This window comes from Amycolatopsis vastitatis (genome assembly GCF_002234595.1).
GTDB lineage: Bacteria > Actinomycetota > Actinomycetes > Mycobacteriales > Pseudonocardiaceae > Amycolatopsis > Amycolatopsis vastitatis.
On record NZ_NMUL01000071.1, the window covers coordinates 1 to 1,147 of the forward strand.

A 1,147-nucleotide genomic window follows, 5' to 3' on the forward strand; every position below is an offset into this window, starting at 1 on the left:
CGCCGGACCGAGGGTCGACACCGGCAAGATCCGCCGGCACCTCTCCGAAACACTGCCCGCCTACATGGTGCCGTCGGCCATCATGGCGCTGCCGGGCCTTCCGCTGACACCCAACGGAAAGGTCGACCAGCGCGCGCTGCCCAGGCCCGACGTGGGCGGTACCACCGGTCGAGACGCGCGCTCCCCACGGGAAGAGCGGCTGTGCGCGATGTTCGCCGACGTGCTGGGGGTGGAGCGGGTCGGCGTCGAGGACAACTTCTTCCACCTGGGTGGGCATTCACTGCTCGCAATCCGGTTGGCGGGCCGCATCCGCGCCGAACTCGGTGTCCAGGTCTCCGCGGCCACTCTCTTCGACGCGCCCACGGTCGCGGCGGTCGCCGAGCAGATCGACTCCGCGGAAACCAGCCACGCGGTCGTCACCCGCCGGCCGCGGCCGGAGCCGCTCCCGCTGTCGTTCGCGCAACAACGGCTGTGGTTCCTCAGCCGGCTCGAACCGGCGAGCCCGGCGTACAACATCCCCGTCGTGCTGCGCCTGTCCGGCCGGCCCGGCGAGACCGCACTCGAGGCTGCCCTGGCCGATGTGGTGGAGCGGCACGAGGTCCTGCGCACGGTGTACCCGGAGGTGAACGGCACACCACGCCAGGCGCTGGTGGACGATGCCCGTCCGAACCTCGTCGTCACCCACCTCGCCGCGCACGCCGTCGACGCCGAGGTGGTACGGGCCGCCCGGCGACCGTTCGACATCGCCGTCGAGACCCCGCTCCGGGCACACCTGTTCACGACGGACGCCGAGCGGCACGTCCTGCTGCTCGTGCTGCACCACATCGCCGGTGACGGGTGGTCGCTGCGGCCGCTGATCGACGACCTGGCGACGGCCTACGCCGCCCGGCGGGACCATCGTGCTCCACAGTGGACACCATTGCCGATGGACTACGCCGACTACACCCTCTGGCAACGCGACCGCCTCACCGAGGACGTCGTACGGCAGCAGACCGACCACTGGCGGGCGAAGCTGGCCGGCCTGCCGGACCGGATCGACCTCCCGGTCGACCGCCCCTATCCGCCGACAGCCACCACGGACGGCGACGCGGTCCGGCTCGTCCTCGACGCGTCCCTGCACCGGGACCTGGTGCGACTGGGCAACCAG

1 protein-coding gene is annotated in these 1,147 nt (G+C 71.8%); it reads left to right on the top strand.

Going from position 1 to position 1,147, the window contains the following annotated elements; genetic code table 11:
* Positions 1 to 1,147, top strand: a 1,147-nt coding sequence (locus tag CF165_RS45935; RefSeq protein ID WP_240522126.1) for a condensation domain-containing protein, incomplete at both ends; no start/stop codon positions are given.